The following is a 19,299-nucleotide window of genomic DNA, read 5'->3' as shown; positions in this document are numbered from 1 at the left end:
GTACATGAAGGGAAGAAAAATGTACGCAGAAAAAGATCACTATTATATAGAATAATTATTGTTTTTTCTGCGTACAAAGCCCATCAGGCCGCCATACGTAGGCTTAGGAGGCGTTCGCGGATCGCGTTTGCCGTCTTGTCAGTGCTGGCATTGAATGATTCGCTAGGTGCTGGCTGTTCAATCTCAAATCCAGTTAGGTTTGTATACTTCACTGGATAGACCTGATAGCGATCCGTACCTTTCCAATCTAAGTACGCCTTGAATACTGCGTTTGTGTCTTTACTGATTCGTTGTTCTTTCCTTTTTCCAAGAGTAATATAACGATTGATTATACGTGCTTCACAGCCATCTTTAGCTACTAGTTGACCACCACGCCATTCTAAAACTTTTCTCCATTCTTTATTCTTTCTCATTTCGGTTTCATCACCTTGAAAGAATTCAGTTAGAGTAGTTTTGATAGCTATCCCTGAAAGTATCGCCATATCGAGTACATTCAAAGTATCATCAGGACAATCTGTAGCGATGTAACGTAGCATTTGGTTTCTAATGTTCGTATGATGATCTACATAGTTGAAATCAGGCCAAACACGTTTTCTAATGAATTCTTTATCTTCAACCATTCCATTTACTACAAGTTCTATTTGTTCACGCTTCAATCCTTTCTTTAGTAGGGTATTGATACTTTCAACTACATAATCATATTCTTCATCACCAGCATACTCAAACTTACCAGTACGGAAACTTTCTATAATCGAAGCAATACGTTTATTACGTTCCTCTTGTTGTTGTTCCTTCATTGCTCGTTTCCCCTCTTTGAGTACTTCAGCAACTCCAGAATCACCTGATACCAACATACGTGGATTGACATTGAAATCATAACTCATCATACGTTCAGCAAATAGTACAGGATCTAGTACAGCTTGCTTCTCTCTATGTGAATAGTATTCAGCATCAATAGAAATCAAGTTTACAATGAATGAATCTGATTCTTTATCATATTTCAAATGACTACCTTTTACTTCTTCATGGTAGGCACTACGCAAATATTCTCTATACTGTTCTGTGTTATCTTCAGACATATAGAAAGTATTGATTACATCTGCGAATCTTTGAGCACTAGCAGTATATCCATTGATATCAAAATCAGCCAATTCACGTACTTCTGTGTTTGGGATGAAGTAATGAACATGCTTCACATACCCTACATTACGGAAACGGTTTGAAAACTGTTCAATAACATCTGGATCAGTATGTCCATAAATGAATACATCTACTTCATCTTGAACATCTTCAATACTAAGACCTTCACGGATTGAGTTAGTACCAAAGATTACAGACCATTGATTACCCATCTTACGAGTACGATAAAGTTCAAGTACATCATCATTTGCTTTTTCATCAGCATTGACTACTAGAGCATCATCACCATAGCGTTCTGAAAGTTGATTACATACTGCTTTATCATTGATTAGAACTAGTTTCTTGCGTCCGTTGTCTTTACGTGCGTGTATAAACTCTTCAAACGCCGCTAGACCGTTTCTATCATAGATATAGGTATCTAGTACCTTCATTGCTAGCTGTGGCTTGTAGACGTTATAGAAGCGGTCTAAATTGATACTTGATATGTATTCAGGCTCAAACGTTCCGGACATTAGGATCACGGAATGATAGTATTTGAATATACTAATTAGATCCCTTATTGCTTGAGCCTTATAGTTATAATCCATGTATAAACCGTGTGCTTCATCAACCACTAGGGTACGTGTACTAAAGTATGACTTATCAAATGTACTGTTTACCTTGATTACTCGTGCTTGCCATGTATCGATATTTCCAGCACCTTTATCAATCTCACTTTGTTTGATTGCGATGAATGGTACTGTGATATCAACATTTGGCATATTGATAAAACCAGTAGTTTTACCAGTACCTACTGAAGAATTTAGACCAATGATACCGCCATTGAAATCAAAATCTTTTATATAATCACTGATGTATTCCCCAGATTCCAAAGTAAGTTGTTTTGTATAGCTCATATGAATTTCCTTATTGTTATTCGCGTTACTTCCTGTAATCGCGTCTACTTATCGTAAGGTTAGTAGACAACCTTTATACTAGTTATCTTATTCCCCCGTAATCATTGACATATTGATCAAGTACTGAATAGCACTGCTAATAGATTTAGCTTTACCATCATCCACTAGTTTTTGAATGTGTGCCGCTTGTGTTTCATTGAGGCGTACACCAACGCTTACCGATTTCTTTTCTTTCATGTTTTTTCCTTTTATATGTTTAACAAATTCATCAAAATTAAAACCATAAAAGATCCCCACGAATGGGGATTCTTTAATTACAGGAGTTTTTAATGAGGAATTTATATGTATACAACTATCTAGTACCTTAACCCGTACAAAGGTATACTTCGCAATAGGTGATCGTTTCGACTTGATCAGCTACATGTTATTTATTAATTATTTCACGGGATGTTGAATAATCCCACTTGAATGTCTATAGCTATATTATATCACATTAATTTGGTTTGTCCCAAGTTTCGCCTTGACACCCTATATTATACCCTGGAAATCAGCGGCGTTCCAAAAATCTCTCAATTTTCATTTTAACCATTGGGATCTTCACTGGTAGTAGAAGTACTACAAGAATCATAAAGAAGAGATTGAGTATTAAGAACATTGGGAATAGTACAAACATGTAGATTAGTGTTGCGAACAATTCAATTAGAAAGTTAGTCATTTTATGTTTCCTCCTGTATCTGACTATTTGTAGTATTTACTAGATACAGGAGAAAAACACCATCAAATGTGGATATTAGTTAGAAGTCAGAAACTTGAATTGATCACGCATCCAAACACCTACGGCATCATTCCGATCTACAGCATCTATATAGTTCAGCAATAACGAGTAATCAATGATTGAAAGATCTTCATTAGTCTGCTGAAAACGGATATCACTATCTTTAAGCATGATCATGAATGAAGGAGTATAATAGAACTTAGCACCATCTACATATTCAATGATCACCTCACTGATTAACGTTTGTTCTTTCTTCTTATTCTCAACAAAAAGCACATGTCTTTTTAGCTCATTCTGCTTGTAGTTAATATCAATAGTGTAAGATGTACCATTACGCTTTAGACGAATATTAGAAACAATCTTGTTTAGTTCACTCTCATAACGTGTGCGTATATCTACGTTATTCACATCATACAATTCAGTAACATTAACATCCTGTAATACTGGCACATCTACTTGTACTGTAGCTAATGAAGCCTGTCGTGCTAACAATCTCTCTAACTCTGATTTAGCATCATCGAGTTCTTCACGCATATCAAAAGATATAGGTTTACCAGCACTTTTACGGCGTTCAATACCATTTTCATAGTTAGTGATTTGATCTTTAACTTGATCAATCTGGATACGCAACACTTCTATTTCAGGATTAAATTCCTGTTCCTTCATTACAGTACTAAGATCCATCCCTAACAAATGTTCTACTACAAATCGTTCTACCGTTTCATAGGTCATAGCTTTGTTTTCACAAAGTCCATCACGTTCATTGAGGCAACGGATGTATCTGTATTCCTCAATTTTGGGATCACCTTTCTTTGGTGTACGTTTAGCACGAACCACATTATGATACATTGGCCCGCCGCATTCAGTACAACGAGCGATACCACTAAACAAATTACTTTTAATCAGTACTTCTTCCTGTCCATCTTTCTTCACGGTAACACGTCCAGCATTAGGACGACGAGACTTTAGCAATTCCTGTACTAATTCAAATTCTTCTTCATTAATCACTACAGGGTACACATCCATATCGTACTTTTTCTGAGTTACTGGATTTTCAATATCATCATGGTTACGGATGATTTCTGAAATGAAAATCTTACCTGTTACACGGCGATTAGTAAGAATCTTATGGACAAGTTCACCAGTCCACGGACGATTAAATTTATATTGCTCACCTTCTTTCCTTTGAAGTTGTTTGGCAATAGTTGGACATCCCATGCCAGTTTGATAAAGAGCAAAAATCTCTTTAACTACTGCCGCTTTCTCATTAACTACATACTTATCGTTTTCTACTTCGATCCATTGAGGACGTTTATTAGTTACAATAGTACCTTTGTTAAATGCTTGTTCGCGTTTCTTCGCCCAGCCTTTACGAATACGATCACTTTTATACTTAGATTCATCATATGCCCGTTGAGCATTCATCATTACAAAAGGTAGATCTTTAGAATTACTACGGCTGATAACTATGTTAGCCATTACATCATGAATAGCTACGTTATGTGCCATCAGAGCATTGATGTAACCCATCACATCAAACGGGTTCTGACGACTAAAGCGGTCTATAGATTCCACTACCAAAATAGAACTATCCCACATACCATTACGTACTTGTTCCATCCATGCCCCTAACTCACCCTCTGAGATGTTTAAACCCTTAAAGGCTGAGACACCTTGATCCGATAGTACTACTGGGGCTGGATCGTCCATTTCCGCACAAATGCCAGTTCGCTCTAAGTAGCCTTCTAATAGTTCTGCTTGGCGTGCGATGCCTGACCCGTCGAGCTGCTGATCGGAGCTAACACGGTGATACACAAAGACTTTTTTCATGGGCGACCTTCTAATTTTTGTTTGTATAAGCATAACACACTTGTATGATTATCACGCAAAAAAAGTACTTTCATCCGACCCGCTCTCACACCAGCAGGCTCATGCAGTGGTGAAGCTGCTGGCAAAACACCAGGTGCACGGGCTGATGTATGTCGACGACGCCATGCTGTATCAGCATGATGTTGGGCATGTGGAGCGTACCCGGAAATGGGCCAGTACATTACCGGAAGTGCAGCGCCCGGTATTTTTGCATGTTGCCTCTTTAGAGCAGGAAGTAGATCAGTGTGAGTCCATATGGAAGTTCGCTCTGACAGATGACAATATTCCACGCCTGCAACAATTTACCGCACTGGTTGAACAGGAACTGGGTCTGACCTGTGAGTGGTCCTGGCATGATCAGGTTGATGTTGCTCAGACGGGTAACAGTAAAGGAAAGCGCCTGGCGCAGTGGGTTGAGTCTCAGGGTTTAAGCATGGCAAACGTGGTGGCGTTCGGCGATAACTTTAACGATATCAGCATGCTGGAAAGTGCCGGTATGGGCGTAGCGATGGGGAATGCTGCCGATGAAGTTAAACAGCACGCAAGCCAGGTTATCACTGATAATACACAAACAGGTATTGCCGATTTTATTACCCGTAATTTGTTGTAAATAGCGTGTTGGTACACCTTTTTTTGTTGATAAAACCACAGCCCGGTTTAAGAACCAGTTTATTCCGGGCTTCTGGCTACACCCGAAAAGCATGTGGAAATAAAGTAGTGGTATTTACAACAGCGGATTTTAAGCATGACTGTTGCCATAATCCGCAATAATTCCCTGCAACATACCGGAGACTATGAGCATTTAAGCTTAGTTGGTAATGCAAGGCCATATATAATGGCAAAAATATATGTACCATTGAATATTGACTCATATCCATATACATCTAAATCTATTCTTAGTATATCCTTCGCAAAATCCGCACCAAACCGCATCAAACAAAATTGTACTGTTGTAATGGTAATAACAAAGAATGCATAAAGTAGAAAGCCAGCTAAATTAGCACGGCGATGTACATAGTACTTACCAACAAATAACAGCACACCAACGACAATTGAAACAATGTAGTATATTACTGGAGGCCATATTGAATTTTTTATTGCAATATCACTCCAGGTCATTGTACTTTCCTTGTGCTTGGGTGTGATTACTTAAATCTAATTGGAGTTGCAAGAGCATACACTAAAGCAAACAGATATGAACCATAGAAAATTGAATCATATGAATATACATCAAAGTTTACTCTTAGTATATCTCTGGAAAAATCACCACCAAACCTGAAAAGTCCAGTTGGCAACCACCACAAAAGATCACAACAAGGCCATAAAGCATAAAGACAGTAAAATTAGCACGACGATGCACATAGTACTTACCAACGAATAGCAAAATGCCAACAATGACTGACACAATATAATAAATTATGGGGGGCCATATTGAATTTGTGATTACAATTTCATTCCAGGTCATCGTACTTTCCTTGTTCTTAGGTATGATTATTTAAATTTTGTTGGCATAGCAAAAATGTATATTAGAAAAAAAATAAATGCGCCATTATATATTGAATCGTATCCATACACATCTAAGTTCACCCTTAATATATCTTTTGCAAAGCCTTCACCAAACCTATATAAACACATTTGCACCGAGGCGGCAACACCCACAACTAACCCATAAAGAATGAATACAGTAATATTAGCACGGCGATGTACATAGTACTTCCCTACGTATAACAATACACCTACAACGATTGACACAATATAAAAAATCACGGGAGGCCATATTGAATTTGTGATTACAATATCATTCCAGGTCATAGTACATCCCTTGTGCTTGGGTGTGATTATTTAAATTCTGTCGGTATAGCTATGCCGTATGACAAGAAAAATACAAAAGAACCATAAAATATGGAATCATAGTTGAGTGTATCTAAATCAACCCCAAATACTGTATTAGTAAACTCACCGCCAAATCTGAATATACATAATTGAATACCAGAAAAAAACGCAACAAAGAAAGCATAAAAAATGAACACGGTAAAATTGGCATAGCGATGCACAAAACGCTTACCGATTATAGCAGAACCCCAACCATGAACGAGATAATATAATACAACACAGGCGGCCATATACTTAATGCCGGGCCACCAGTAGTAATATCAACACCCTGCCAGGTCATTACCTTTCCTTGTGTTTGAACGGGTACGGGAGATTATGCTACCGGTAAATAACCGATACAACCATTAACCAGTAGCATCAGCGCCAGCAGTACCGTTCCCATCAGGCAGCACGGCTTTCAACATGCCCGAATAAAAGCAATGTATTCTCTGGCTGGCTGGTATTGTAGATGCTGCTGCGTAACCACCGAAAATTACGTGGTAATAGAAACGCTTTTTATCTGTGCATACAACCACAGGCCCGGCTTAATCGCCAGTTCATCACGCGCCCACGGGCTGATACGTGACCAGAGTGTGCGGGAGCCCACTTCCAGGCGAACTTCAACCTGCCCCTTCTCGTTGTCATAGCACTCAACCACTTTGGCACGCAGAATGTTACGAATACTGCTACTTTGCGGCGGGATAAGCACCAGTGACACATCCGATGCCGCAATGCGAATCCTCACAGCGGCCCCTTCAGGTAACTCCAGGCGGTGTACCCATAAATGCTGGTCGCCTACCGCAAGAGCTGTCATGGCGTAGTGCAGGTGGTGCTCTAGCACAGTCACTTTAAACACCGTACTTTGCTGCTCTTCCGGCAGCCACGGGTGCATAACCTGGCTGGTCCACACGTCTTCCAGATTACCGTAGGCTTTAACCAGCCCCTGATCCAGTACCAGCACTTTTTCCGCCAGGTGCAGAATTTCTTCCAGCGAGTGAGTAACATACAGCATTGGGATGCTGATTTCTTGAGCCAGCCGCTGGAGATATGGCAGCACTTCGCGTTTGCGGGGAATATCCAGTGAAGCGAGCGGTTCATCCAGCAGCAGAAGTTCCGGTGCTGTCAGCAAGGCGCGACCAATCGCCACCCGCTGTTTTTCTCCACCGGAAAGACTGCCTGGCAGGCGATCGAGTAATGGTTCTATCCCCAGTAATTGCACCAGTTTATCAAACTGTGGTGCCATTTTTTTTGCCATGCCATATTTCAAATTGCCGCGAACACGGTAATGGGGAAACAGGCGCGCATCCTGAAAGACATAGCCTATACGCCGTTTTTCCGGGGCAAGGAAGACATCCTGTTCGGTGTCACTCAGTACCCGTTCATTGAGCACAATTTTCCCTTCCTGAGGGCGAGTCAGGCCACTTATTGCATTAATTAACGACGTTTTCCCGGCGCCAGACACCCCAAAAATGGCGGTAATCCCTTTGCCAGGCAAGGTTTCGTCAATATGCAGGCGATGCGTGCCAAGTGTTTGGGTAAACTGCAGTTCCAGCATTACTCTCTCCCCATACGCCGACGGCTCAGCCTGGCCAGCCATTCAGAAATCATCAGTGAACATAAAGCCAGAACAATGGCGATAACGCACAACCGGGCAGCAGCACCTTCACCACCAGGTGTCTGAATCAGGGTGTACATTGCAGAAGGAAGAGTGCGGGTTTCACCGGGAATATTGGAAACAAAGGTGATGGTGGCACCAAACTCGCCCAGTGAACGGGCAAACGCCAGAACTGTACCGACAATAATACCCGGCAAGGTCAGTGGCAGTGTAATCGTCCAGAACACGCGCCAGCGGCTGGCACCAAGGGTTCTGGCTGCCTGCTCCAGGCGCTGATCCACCCCTTCAAGCCCCAGGCGTATTGCCCGCACCATTAAAGGAAACGACATCACCGCCGCAGCCATTACCGCACCTCGCCAGCTAAAGGCAAATGTCAGGCCAAACCATTCATAAAGAAAACGGCCAACCACGCCATTGCGCCCCATTACCACCAGCAACAGGTAACCGACAACAACAGGCGGCAGAACAAGAGGAAGGTGGACAATGCCATCCAGTAAAGATTTCCCGGGGAAAGAGCAACGAACCAGCACCCATGCTAACGCAATCCCAAATGGCAAACTCACACAAACAGCAAATGTTGAAACTTTCAGGCTGAGTAAGAGCGCCTGCCATTCGGGATCAGTCAATATCATTGTTTCGTCGTAAACCCATATTGTTTGAATACTGCTGCTGCCTCAGGGCCTTGCAGATATTCATAGAATGCTTTCACCTGAGCATCAGTATGCCCTTTTACCATCGCAAGGGGGTATTCAACTTTCGGATGAGAATCCTCCGGGAAGGTTCCAATCACTTTTACCCCTTTGCTGGCTACTGCGTCAGAGCCATAGACTATCCCCAAAGGTGACTCATTGCGTTCAACCAGTGCTAACGCACCGCGCACATCCTGCGCGGGAGCCAGTTTTGCGGAAAGTGTATCCCAGGCACCCAATTTTTCCAGTGCCTGTTTTGCATAAATCCCTGCTGGAACATGAGCCGGGTCACCCACAGCCAGACGTCCACCTTTCAATAATGCCACCCAGTCAGTTTTATCGTTAATTGTTACCGCGCCCTGAGAAGCAGCGGCTGGCGCAACCAGCACCAGACTATTACCCAACAACGTTTTACGGCTGGCGGTATCAATAGTGTTTTTATCGACTGCGTAATTCATCCATTTTTGGTCTGCAGAGATAAATAAATCAGCCGGTGCACCAGCCTCAATCTGTCGGGCCAGTGTTGAGGATGAAGCAAAAGATGCGACCACATCAACCTGCTTCTCTTTTTTATATTGGGTTGCAATATCTTGCAGCGCATTGGTTAAAGAGGCAGCCGCAAAAACAGTGATTTTGGCATTATCTGCCACCGCCTGTGCCGCCATTCCCAATGATAAAGTGACACCCACTGCCAGTTTTACCCACTTCTTAGCCATGATTATCTCCAGGTTTTTCGTTGTATATTTCGCAATATAACGTAACACCTGTGATTCTCATAACATTTATCGGCAAAAAAACGGGTGGCTTTACAGCGAAAAATCCCGGTTAAACCGGATGATAAACGCGGGACAGAAAAACCGTTATCAGTTACCTGCTATTGGGGACTGCTGAAATTTAGTGATTTGCTGTTTTCTACTACAAACAGGGAAAATAAGTTTTTCCCTGCCAGCCAGAAACAGCAACGCCCGGGCAAACCGGGCGTTATAAATGGCGTTATGCGTGGAGACTCAGGAGGTCTTTTTACGGCCAATACCTGAAAAGATGTTGAATAACTCACCAAACGCATAAATCAGCCCGAGAATAATCGCCATCATGACAGGCACCATGCAAACGGCGAAAACCAGACTTTTCAATAACTCTAACATGGTTGTCTCCCTTGTAAATTCTGGGTCATTGTACTGTTATCCACCAAAAACGCACACGCCTTTTGTGCGAATTTGCCCTGACGTTTACAATCACTGGATTCTCGTTTAACCAGGAGCCGCACATGCAGGCTGAAATCTTACTTACGCTTAAACTTCAGGGAAGCCTTTTTGCAGACCCAAGGCGTATTTCTCTTCTTAAACAGATAGAGCAAACAGGCTCAATTAGCCAGGGTGCTAAAATGGCGGGTATTAGCTACAAAAGTGCCTGGGATGCCATAAATGAAATGAACCAACTGACCGACCAGTTGCTGGTAGAAAGAGCGACCGGGGGCAAAGGCGGTGGCGGGGCAATATTAACTCCCTATGGGAAACGCTTAATCCAGCTGTATGATTTGCTGGCGCAAATTCAGCAAAAAGCATTTGATGTACTGCGTGATGATGCCCTGCCGCTGGACAGTTTATTAGCCGCCATTTCACGTTTTTCACTGCAAACCAGTGCCAGAAACCAACTTTTTGGCACTCTTCTTGAGCGGGATAACCAGCATGTTCAGCAGCATGTCAATATTCTGCTGGCCGACGGGAAAACACAGCTGAAAGTGGCACTGACTGAACAAAGCGCACAACGGCTTGGTCTGGAGCCAGGTAAAGAAGTACTGGTACTGGTAAAAGCACCCTGGGTAGGTATTACCCGAGACACACAGCGCGCAAGCCAGGCTGACAACATTTTGACTGGCACAATTAACACCATTGAACAGGGCCCTGAACAGAGTGAAGTGCTGGTTACGCTTGCCGACGGGCAGACACTGTGTGCAACACTTCCCAACCAGGTGGTTGCCCAGGAAGCGCTCGAAGTGGGTAACCAGGCCACGGCTTACTTCAATGCCGACCACGTAATCATCGCCACTCTCTGTTAACAACCTACAGGCGGACCGGGTTTAAACAGCATAGTGATTGACAAGCCCGGTCGGAACACGTATCCCTGTATTATTTACTGCAATAAACGGGATACATGATGTCATTATTGCAAATTTCGCAATGTACGTTTCACCTGAGCGATACCCGTTCACTGGTGATTGATGATTTAACCTTACGCACCGGGGAAAGCTGGGCCTTTGTTGGCGCGAATGGCAGTGGAAAATCCGCGCTCGCTCGCGTACTGAGTGGTCACCTGCCCGCCATGCGTGGCGCGCTGACCAGCTCATTTAAAAAACCTGTTTTGCTCTCGTTTGAATTACTCCACCAACTGGTACGTGAGGAGTGGCAACGCAATAATACGGACATGCTCAGTGCCGATGAAGACGACACAGGGCGCACCACTGCTGAAATTATTCAGGATACAGTAAAAGACCCGGCTCGCTGTCAGCAACTGGCGCAACGGTTCGGTATCAGCCATTTACTGGACAGGCGGTTTAAGTACCTGTCCACTGGTGAAACACGCAAAGCCTTGTTATGCCAGGCGCTGATGCCTACCCCGGATTTACTGGTGTTCGATGAACCCTTTGATGGTCTGGACAGTCAGTCACGGGTACAACTTGCCGGAGAGCTGGCCTCTCTCAATCAGCAAGGTTATACCCTGGTGCTGGTACTAAACCGGTTCGATGAGATTCCTGAGTTTATCCGTTATGCGGGTGTGCTGGCCGATTGTGCGTTGCAGGCCACAGGAGATAAAACTGAATTACTTTCCCAGGCACTTATCGCGCAACTGGCTCACAGTGAACAATTGGCGGGTATCAGTATTCCGCAAGCAGATGTACCTTCACCAGGCACCACGCTCGATCCCACTCAACCACTGATTACCCTGAATAAAGGGGTGGTGTCCTGGAATGACCGCCCCGTGTTGCATGAGCTTGACTGGCAGGTAAACCCCGGCGAGCACTGGCAGATTGTCGGCCCAAATGGTGCCGGCAAATCCACGTTACTGAGTCTGGTTACTGGCGATCATCCCCAGGGTTACAGTAATGACCTGACATTGTTTGGCCGTCGTCGTGGCAGTGGTGAAACCATATGGGATATTAAAAAACATATTGGCTATGTCAGCAGTAGCCTGCACCTTGACTACCGGGTCAGCACCACATTACGTAATGTCATCCTCTCTGGTTTCTTCGACACCATTGGTATTTACCAGGCCGTTTCTGAACGCCAGCAACGCCTGGTACGTGAGTGGCTGCAATTGCTGGGCATGGATAATGCCACGGCCGATGCCCCTTTCCACTCCCTTTCCTGGGGGCAGCAACGCATTGCATTGATTGCCCGGGCGCTGGTTAAACACCCTACATTATTGATTCTGGACGAGCCGCTGCAGGGCCTTGATCCATTAAACCGTTTACTGGTGCGTCGCTTTATTGATGTGCTGATTAGTGAAGGTGATACTCAGTTGTTATTCGTCTCTCATCATATGCAGGATGCACCAGACTGTATTACCCATCGTTTAACTTTTGTCCCGGACAACAACATTTATCGTTACCAGACCGATATTTTGTGAACTCAAGTGGGCCATCATCGGCCCGCTTTTTCAGAATCCCCGCAGCTATACAATCTATCCTGTTGATTTACAATGCGCCTGTTCATTTGTTATTTAGAGATAAAATCTTTGTGTAAACGATTCCACTAATTTATTCCATATCACACTTTTTACCACTCTGTTATGCTATGTTTATTACATACCATAAGCGTAATGGAGCGAAAAATGAGAGTTCTGGTAACAGGTGGTAGCGGTTACATTGGCAGTCATACCTGCGTTCAGTTACTGCAAAGCGGGCACGAGGTGTTTATTCTCGACAACCTGTGCAACAGTAAACGCAGCGTACTGCCTGTCATTGAACGCCTTGGTGGAAAACAGCCGTTATTTATTGATGGTGATGTTCGCAACGAAGCCTTACTCACCGAAATTCTTCATGACCATGCGATTGAAGCCGTTATTCATTTCGCCGGCCTGAAAGCCGTTGGTGAATCGGTCCAAAAACCACTTGAGTACTACGACAACAACGTCAATGGCACTTTACGCCTGATTGCCGCGATGCGGGCAGCGGGTGTCAAAAACTTTATCTTCAGCTCATCAGCCACAGTGTATGGTGACCAGCCGAAAATTCCTTATGTCGAAACCTTCCCCACCGGGATGCCGGCAAGCCCCTACGGGCGCAGCAAATTAATGGTGGAGCAAATATTAACGGACCTGCATACCGCAGACCCGAGCTGGAGCATTGCCCTGCTGCGCTATTTTAACCCAGTCGGTGCCCACCCATCGGGAGATATGGGCGAAGACCCACAAGGCATTCCAAACAACCTGATGCCTTATATTGCGCAGGTTGCTGTCGGGCGTCGAGAGTCACTGGCAGTGTTCGGTAATGACTACCCAACGGAAGACGGTACCGGAGTACGGGATTATATCCATGTAATGGACCTGGCTGATGGCCATGTGGTTGCCATGCAGCAACTGGCGAATAAACCGGGTGTGCATATTTACAACCTTGGCGCTGGCGTGGGTAGTAGCGTGCTGGATGTGATTAATGCGTTCAGTAAAGCCTGTGGTAAACCCGTCAATTACCACTTCGCACCTCGCCGTGCAGGTGATTTACCCGCTTACTGGGCAGATGCAACCAAAGCGGATAAAGAACTTGGCTGGCGTGTTTCGCGCACGCTTGAAGAAATGGCCGCCGATACCTGGCGGTGGCAATCCCGCCACCCGCAAGGTTATCCTGACTAAGGAAGTGCTATGGAACCCTTTAATCCTGTCGAACACCCACACCGCCGCTATAACCCGTTAACAGGGCAATGGGTTCTGGTTTCTCCGCACCGAGCAAAGCGCCCCTGGCAAGGGGCGCAGGAGACGCCAGCCAAACAATCATTACCCGAGCATGACCCTGAGTGTTATCTGTGCCCGGGTAATACCCGGGTAACAGGCGATACCAACCCGAACTACACCGGGACGCATGTTTTTACAAATGATTTTGCCGCGCTGATGCCCAATACACCCGATGCAGCGGAAAACCCAGGCTCTCTGTTTCGTTGCCAGAGTGCCCGAGGTACCAGCCGGGTTATCTGTTTTTCGCCTGATCACAGCAAAACCCTGCCGGAACTGACACTGGAAGCTCTGGAAGGGGTTATCCGTACCTGGCAGGAACAAACCGCAGACCTGGGCCGCACTTATCCCTGGGTTCAGGTTTTCGAAAACAAAGGGGCCGCCATGGGCTGCTCTAATCCGCATCCACATGGGCAGGTGTGGGCGAACAGTTTCCTGCCCAATGAAGCAGCGCGTGAAGATGAGCACCAACGGACCTGGCTTACCCAACATGGTTCCTCCATGCTTGTCGACTATGCCCGGCAGGAAATGAATGATGGCAGCCGTACCGTTGTGGAAACACAACACTGGCTGGCAGTTGTGCCGTACTGGGCGGCCTGGCCATTTGAAACCCTGTTACTGCCGAAAGCGCCGACACAGCGCCTGACAGATTTATCGCCTGAACAACACAAAGACCTGACTGTTGCACTGAAAAAGCTGACCAGCCGCTATGACAACTTATTCCAGTGCTCTTTCCCGTATTCCATGGGCTGGCATGGCGCGCCATTTAATGGCGAAGACAACTCCCACTGGCAGTTGCATGCTCACTTTTACCCACCACTGTTACGCTCAGCAACAGTACGCAAATTTATGGTGGGTTACGAAATGCTGGCGGAAACTCAGCGCGATTTAACTGCCGAGCAGGCTGCCGAGCGCCTGCGGGCAGTCAGTGATATCCATTTTCGCGAATCAGGAGAATAACAATGAGTCTGAAAGAGAACACCCTGGCCCTTTTTACTGAATTTTTTGGCTACCCGGCAAAAGAAACTATCCAGGCTCCGGGTCGTGTGAACCTGATTGGTGAACACACTGACTACAACGATGGTTTTGTTTTGCCTTGTGCAATTGATTACCAGACTGTTATCAGTTGCGCTCCCCGCGATGACCGTATCGTGCGTGTTATTGCCGCAGATTACGATAATCAGCGTGATGAGTTTTCCCTTGATGAGCCTATTCTGAGCCACCCGGACCAGCAGTGGTCTAATTATGTTCGTGGGGTCGTTAAGCATTTGCAAAAACGTAATAACGGGTTCGGCGGCGCCGACCTTGTGATTAGCGGTAATGTCCCTCAGGGCGCTGGTTTGAGTTCATCAGCCTCTCTGGAGGTGGCTGTGGGCAAAGTCTTCCAGCAACTGTACCACCTGCCACTCGACGGCGCGCAACTGGCGCTGAATGGGCAGGAAGCTGAAAACCAGTTTGTGGGCTGTAACTGCGGCATTATGGACCAGTTGATTTCGGCGCTGGGCAAGCATGACCATGCATTGCTTATCGACTGCCGAAGCCTTGGCACTAAAGCAGTCCCAATGCCAAAAGGTGTGGCAGTTATCATTATCAACAGTAACTTTAAGCGCACACTGGTCGGCAGTGAATACAACACCCGGCGCGAGCAGTGTGAAACGGGTGCCCGCTTCTTCACTCAGAAGGCATTACGGGATGTGAGCCTGGCAACGTTTAATGCCGTAGCCCATGAACTGGATCCGATCGTTGCAAAACGCGTACGCCATGTATTAACCGAGAATGAGCGTACCCTGGCAGCAGCCAATGCGCTGGCAGATGGCGATTTGCAGAAAATGGGTGAGCTGATGGCAGCTTCTCATGCGTCTATGCGTGACGATTTTGAGATAACCGTCCCACAAATTGATACGCTGGTTGATATTGTTAAGGCTGCTATTGGTGATAAAGGTGGCGTGCGTATGACGGGTGGTGGTTTTGGCGGTTGCGTTGTAGCACTGGTGCCTGAAACACTGGTCGATGATGTACGCCAGGCTGTCGCCAGCCAGTACGAAGCGAAAACCGGTATTAAAGAAACCTTTTATGTGTGCAAACCCTCCGAAGGAGCCGGATTATGTTAAGCCAGGATCACGGAATGGCACCGGATGGCCAACCGTTTAAGCTGATAACATTACACAACCAGACAGGCATGGAAGTGATGTTGATGGACTGGGGCGCAACACTCTTGTCGTGCCGCGTTCCGTTGAAAGACGGGCATACCCGAGAAGTGTTGTTGGGCTGCGAAACACCCGAACAGTATACCCATCAGGCAGCCTTTCTGGGTGCATCCATTGGCCGCTATGCGAACCGTATTGACAGCAGCCAGTACACCCATGACAGGCTGACTGTTCACCTGAAACCCAGCCAGGGAGAACACCAACTGCATGGTGGCCCTGAGGGCTTTGATAAGCGCCGCTGGAAAATCGTCAGCCATGACAGTCAGCAGGCGGTTTTACAACTGACCTCACCAGATGGCGATCAGGGCTTCCCTGGCAATCTGACGGCCAGCGTCATTTACCGGGTAACACCGGATAACCGCATTGCCATTATTTACCAGGCTCAGGTTGATAAACCCTGCCCGGTTAACCTGACCAACCATGCCTATTTCAATCTGGATGGTAAAAAAAGCGATATTCGCCAGCACCGCCTGCAACTGTTCGCTGAGCAGTGGTTACCGGTTAACAGCAACGGTATTCCATCTGGTGAACTGGCGGATGTTCAGCATACTGGTTTTGATTTCCGTGGACCGAAAACAATTGCGGAAGATTTTCTGCGCGATGAAAACCAGGCTGGCGTGAAAGGTTACGATCATGCTTTCCTGCTCACTGCCCGTGGGGACGCCACCCTGCCAGCAGCACATGTCTGGTCTTCAGATAACAAGCTTAAAATGAGTGTGTTTACCTCAGCACCGGCATTACAGTTCTATTCCGGGAACTATCTTGACGGCACACCGGCGCGGCAGTTTACCCACTATGCATCCTTTGAGGGTCTGGCTCTGGAAAGTGAGTTTCTGCCAGACAGCCCCAACCACCCGGAGTGGCCACAACCTGACTGTGTGCTCAAACCGGGTGAAACCTGGCAAAGTATTACAGAGTACCAGTTTACCGCACTGTGACAGGTTAACTACCAGCCTCAGGCCGCTATGCCGTGGTCTGAGGCTGCTATACACCCTACCCAGGTATAAGTCACTGGCATAGATAACCGGTGTAGTTAACGGATGTGGTTAACGATCGGAGTTAACAGATATAGTTAACGGGTATGGTTATCAGTGATGCCCCTCTGATTTTACTGGGGGTGTATCCTTTCAGCAACTCAAGCCGTTTCACCTGGCAACACAAGCAACAAGCTCAATTTTTAAACAAACCGCTGTTTTTAAAACCATTTAGCAGCAAAAGAGCAACCACAGATTCACATCAGCCTTACACTCTGCCAAGAATTTCGCTATGTTTAAGGTTTGGCGTTGCCGCTGGCGCCACCACGGCAATATAATGATAATTGTTATCATTCAATCCCCAGGATTACGAGGAGTAATATTATGGCTGTAACTAAGCTGGTTCTGGTTCGTCACGGTGAAAGTCAGTGGAACCAGGAAAACCGCTTTACTGGCTGGTACGATGTTGACCTGTCTGAAAAAGGTAAAAGCGAAGCCAAAGCGGCAGGTAAACTGCTTAAAGACGAAGGCTATAGTTTCGATTTTGCTTACACCTCTGTGCTGAAACGAGCCATCCACACGCTGTGGAATATCCTGGACGAAGTGGACCAGGCCTGGTTGCCGGTAGAAAAATCATGGAAACTGAATGAACGCCACTATGGTGCGCTGCAGGGGCTGAACAAAGCAGAAACCGCAGAAAAATATGGCGACGAGCAGGTTAAACAGTGGCGTCGTGGTTTTGCGGTTACCCCGCCAGAGCTGACAAAAGACGACGAACGTTTCCCAGGCCATGACCCACGTTATGCCAGCCTGTCGGAAAAAGAGCTGCCGGTAACGGAAAGCCTGGCGCTGACCATTGAGCGTGTTATTCCTTTCTGGACCGAAAGCATCCTGCCACGGATGAAAAGCGGTGAGCGTGTGATTGTTGCTGCTCACGGTAACTCTCTGCGTGCGCTGGTTAAATACCTGGATAACATGAGCGAAGACGAAATCCTGGAGCTGAATATCCCGACAGGTGTTCCGCTGGTTTATGAGTTTGACGAAAACTTTAATCCGATTAAACACTACTACCTGGGCAACGCAGACGAAATCGCAGCGAAAGCAGCGGCTGTTGCCAATCAGGGTAAAGCCAGGTAATAAAAAAACGGTGCCAGTTTTACCCCGGCACCGTATGTTGAAGAAAGCCGCTCACATGAGCGGTTTCTTATTTTGTTCTGCGCGCTTTTACCGCGCCAGCAAGCTGAGTTAACAGGGCTGCAGTATCTTCCCAGCCAATGCAGGCATCAGTGATACTTTTGCCGTACTCCAGTGGTTTACCACTGTCCAGGCTCTGGTTACCTTCAACAAGGTGGCTCTCTACCATCACACCCATAATACCTTTTTCACCACCAGCAATTTGCCCGCAAACATCGGCACATACATCCATTTGCTTTTTAAATTGCTTGCTGGAATTTGCGTGGCTGAAATCAATCATTACTTGCGGTGCCAACCCGGCTTTTTCCAGGCCTTGTTTCACCTGAGCTACATGTTCTGCACTGTAATTTGGTGCTTTGCCGCCGCGTAAAATAATATGGCAGTCACCATTCCCGCTGGTGTTAACGATAGCAGAATGCCCCCATTTAGTGACCGACAAGAAGCAGTGGGGTGCACCAGCTGCATTGATGGCATCAATTGCGACTTTAATTGTACCATCGGTACCATTTTTAAACCCAACCGGGCATGAAAGGCCAGAAGCAAGCTCACGGTGAACCTGAGACTCCGTGGTACGGGCACCAATAGCGCCCCAACTCATCAAGTCTGCCATATATTGCGGTGTGATCATGTCAAGGAACTCACCCGCTGTTGGCAAACCAGTATCGTTAATTTCCAACAGGAGTTTACGGGCAATGCGTAACCCGTCGTTAATCTGATAACTACTGTCCATGTAAGGGTCGTTGATAAGCCCTTTCCAGCCAACAGTGGTGCGCGGTTTTTCAAAATACACCCGCATTACCACTTCCAGTTCCCCTTTCAGGGCTTCACGCATTTCCAACAAACGCGTGGCATAAGCTTGCGCTGCACTGGGATCATGAATTGAGCACGGGCCAATAATCACTAACAGGCGATCGTCCTGGCCGGTGAGAATATTATGGATGGCATTACGGGCACCAGAGACTGTCGCTGCAGCATTATCTGTCGCCGGGAATTTTTCCAGCAATGCTACCGGAGGTAAAAGCTCGTTAATTTCGTTGATACGTAAATCGTCATTCTGATAATTCATGATAATCCCAATAAAAACTGGCTATGCTAATTTTCCTGATTGCAACCCATCCAATCTA

Annotated in this window: 19 protein-coding genes and 1 pseudogene; 8 read left to right on the top strand and 12 right to left on the bottom strand. The window is 46.0% G+C overall.

The features are described from left to right. Window positions 1-83: 83 nt before the first annotated feature. The 3 genes from MPHASIOC01_RS02220 to MPHASIOC01_RS02210 form a co-directional block, all read right to left on the bottom strand. Window positions 84-2,036 (bottom strand): hypothetical protein, encoded by a 1,953-nt coding sequence (locus MPHASIOC01_RS02220; RefSeq protein WP_186932365.1) that lies wholly within the window; start codon window positions 2,034-2,036, stop codon window positions 84-86. 87 nt (window positions 2,037-2,123) lie between these two features. Then, complete coding sequence (locus tag MPHASIOC01_RS02215) at window positions 2,124-2,273, bottom strand: hypothetical protein (RefSeq protein ID WP_171877446.1); 150 nt, start codon at window positions 2,271-2,273, stop codon at window positions 2,124-2,126. Window positions 2,274-2,826: 553 nt separating this feature from the next. Beyond that, window positions 2,827-4,641, bottom strand: a complete 1,815-nt coding sequence (locus MPHASIOC01_RS02210; RefSeq protein ID WP_353613850.1) for a recombinase family protein — start codon at window positions 4,639-4,641, stop codon at window positions 2,827-2,829. A 19-nt stretch (window positions 4,642-4,660) separates the two neighbouring features. Between MPHASIOC01_RS02210 and MPHASIOC01_RS02205 the strand changes: the two are divergent. Then, window positions 4,661-5,290: pseudogene (locus tag MPHASIOC01_RS02205) on the top strand (pyridoxal phosphatase); the annotation flags it as partial. 182 nt (window positions 5,291-5,472) lie between these two features. Here MPHASIOC01_RS02205 and MPHASIOC01_RS02200 read toward each other — a convergent pair. The 8 genes from MPHASIOC01_RS02200 to MPHASIOC01_RS02165 form a co-directional block, all read right to left on the bottom strand. Then, window positions 5,473-5,799 carry a hypothetical protein gene (locus tag MPHASIOC01_RS02200; protein ID WP_064597051.1) on the bottom strand — a complete coding sequence of 109 codons (327 nt, stop codon included), beginning with the start codon at window positions 5,797-5,799 and terminating at the stop codon, window positions 5,473-5,475. Between the two features lie 124 nt (window positions 5,800-5,923). After that, window positions 5,924-6,145: a hypothetical protein gene (locus MPHASIOC01_RS02195; RefSeq protein WP_353613849.1), complete on the bottom strand. Its 222-nt coding sequence runs from the start codon at window positions 6,143-6,145 to the stop codon at window positions 5,924-5,926. Window positions 6,146-6,171: 26 nt separating this feature from the next. Beyond that, on the bottom strand, window positions 6,172-6,492 hold the full coding sequence (locus MPHASIOC01_RS02190) for a hypothetical protein (protein WP_353613848.1): 321 nt from the start codon (window positions 6,490-6,492) through the stop codon (window positions 6,172-6,174). Between the two features lie 26 nt (window positions 6,493-6,518). Then, window positions 6,519-6,803 carry a hypothetical protein gene (locus tag MPHASIOC01_RS02185; protein WP_353613847.1) on the bottom strand — a complete coding sequence of 95 codons (285 nt, stop codon included), beginning with the start codon at window positions 6,801-6,803 and terminating at the stop codon, window positions 6,519-6,521. Window positions 6,804-7,045: 242 nt separating this feature from the next. Beyond that, complete coding sequence (modC, locus tag MPHASIOC01_RS02180) at window positions 7,046-8,107, bottom strand: molybdenum ABC transporter ATP-binding protein ModC (RefSeq protein WP_353613846.1); 1,062 nt, start codon at window positions 8,105-8,107, stop codon at window positions 7,046-7,048. Further along, window positions 8,107-8,799 (bottom strand): molybdate ABC transporter permease subunit, encoded by a 693-nt coding sequence (gene modB / locus MPHASIOC01_RS02175; protein WP_353613845.1) that lies wholly within the window; start codon window positions 8,797-8,799, stop codon window positions 8,107-8,109. The genes modC and modB overlap by 1 nt, the downstream gene beginning before the upstream one ends. Further along, window positions 8,796-9,572: a molybdate ABC transporter substrate-binding protein gene (gene modA / locus MPHASIOC01_RS02170; protein ID WP_353613844.1), complete on the bottom strand. Its 777-nt coding sequence runs from the start codon at window positions 9,570-9,572 to the stop codon at window positions 8,796-8,798. Before modA ends, modB begins: the two co-directional genes overlap by 4 nt. 291 nt (window positions 9,573-9,863) lie before the next feature. After that, a complete protein-coding gene (locus tag MPHASIOC01_RS02165; RefSeq protein ID WP_064597035.1) occupies window positions 9,864-10,001 on the bottom strand; it encodes an AcrZ family multidrug efflux pump-associated protein in 138 nt (45 codons plus the stop codon). Between the two features lie 122 nt (window positions 10,002-10,123). Between MPHASIOC01_RS02165 and modE the strand changes: the two genes are divergently transcribed. The 7 genes from modE to gpmA all read left to right on the top strand — a co-directional run bounded on the left by modE (window position 10,124) and on the right by gpmA (window position 18,118). Beyond that, window positions 10,124-10,915, top strand: coding sequence for a molybdenum-dependent transcriptional regulator (modE, locus tag MPHASIOC01_RS02160; RefSeq protein ID WP_064597033.1), 792 nt, complete (start codon window positions 10,124-10,126; stop codon window positions 10,913-10,915). A gap of 98 nt (window positions 10,916-11,013) precedes the next feature. Further along, entirely contained in the window at window positions 11,014-12,483 is a 1,470-nt protein-coding gene (modF, locus tag MPHASIOC01_RS02155) for a molybdate ABC transporter ATP-binding protein ModF (protein WP_064597031.1), read from the top strand. Between the two features lie 204 nt (window positions 12,484-12,687). Further along, window positions 12,688-13,704: a UDP-glucose 4-epimerase GalE gene (gene galE, locus MPHASIOC01_RS02150; protein WP_064597029.1), complete on the top strand. Its 1,017-nt coding sequence runs from the start codon at window positions 12,688-12,690 to the stop codon at window positions 13,702-13,704. A gap of 9 nt (window positions 13,705-13,713) precedes the next feature. Next, entirely contained in the window at window positions 13,714-14,760 is a 1,047-nt protein-coding gene (gene galT, locus MPHASIOC01_RS02145) for a galactose-1-phosphate uridylyltransferase (protein WP_353613843.1), read from the top strand. Window positions 14,761-14,762: 2 nt separating this feature from the next. Next, on the top strand, window positions 14,763-15,911 hold the full coding sequence (gene galK / locus MPHASIOC01_RS02140) for a galactokinase (protein ID WP_064597025.1): 1,149 nt from the start codon (window positions 14,763-14,765) through the stop codon (window positions 15,909-15,911). Next, window positions 15,905-16,945 carry a galactose-1-epimerase gene (gene galM, locus MPHASIOC01_RS02135; protein WP_064597023.1) on the top strand — a complete coding sequence of 347 codons (1,041 nt, stop codon included), beginning with the start codon at window positions 15,905-15,907 and terminating at the stop codon, window positions 16,943-16,945. Before galK ends, galM begins: the two co-directional genes overlap by 7 nt. A gap of 420 nt (window positions 16,946-17,365) precedes the next feature. Then, window positions 17,366-18,118 carry a 2,3-diphosphoglycerate-dependent phosphoglycerate mutase gene (gpmA, locus tag MPHASIOC01_RS02130; RefSeq protein WP_064597020.1) on the top strand — a complete coding sequence of 251 codons (753 nt, stop codon included), beginning with the start codon at window positions 17,366-17,368 and terminating at the stop codon, window positions 18,116-18,118. Between the two features lie 67 nt (window positions 18,119-18,185). Here gpmA and aroG read toward each other — a convergent pair whose 3' ends face one another. Further along, a complete protein-coding gene (gene aroG, locus MPHASIOC01_RS02125) occupies window positions 18,186-19,241 on the bottom strand; it encodes a 3-deoxy-7-phosphoheptulonate synthase AroG (RefSeq protein ID WP_353613842.1) in 1,056 nt (351 codons plus the stop codon). Window positions 19,242-19,299: the final 58 nt, after the last annotated feature.

It is taken from the genome of Mangrovibacter phragmitis, from assembly GCF_040429585.1.
Taxonomy (GTDB): domain Bacteria; phylum Pseudomonadota; class Gammaproteobacteria; order Enterobacterales; family Enterobacteriaceae; genus Mangrovibacter; species Mangrovibacter phragmitis.
The sequence above is the reverse complement of the archived record's forward strand: the minus strand, read 5'-3'. Positions and strand labels throughout refer to the sequence as shown.